Source organism: Blautia sp. DFI.6.71 (assembly GCF_020593585.1).
GTDB lineage: Bacteria > Bacillota > Clostridia > Lachnospirales > Lachnospiraceae > Blautia_A > Blautia_A wexlerae.
Map to the genome: position 1 here is coordinate 1 of NZ_JAJDMJ010000207.1, position 245 is coordinate 245.

A 245-nucleotide genomic window follows, 5' to 3' on the forward strand; every position below is an offset into this window, starting at 1 on the left:
TTCAGGGGCATGGATCAGATCAAACAGCTGCGGATCTATCCGCCGGAGAAGGGAAGCTGTAAAATTATTGTTGTTTATGAGGTCCCTGACCAGGAAGAACTTCCACAGAACGGACATGAACTGTCTATTGATCTGGGGCTTCACAACCTTATGACGTGTTATGATTCTGGAAATGGGAAGACGTTTATCCTGGGCAGGAAGTACCTTGCACTGGAAAGATATTTCCATAAAGAGATCGCAAGGGT

1 protein-coding gene is annotated in these 245 nt (G+C 45.7%); it reads left to right on the forward strand.

Annotated elements, in window-relative coordinates; translation table 11 throughout:
- Positions 1-9 precede the first annotated feature (9 nt).
- Positions 10-245: transposase (locus LJE12_RS19900; protein WP_227292448.1), on the forward strand; the 236-nt coding region annotated here is incomplete at its 3' end.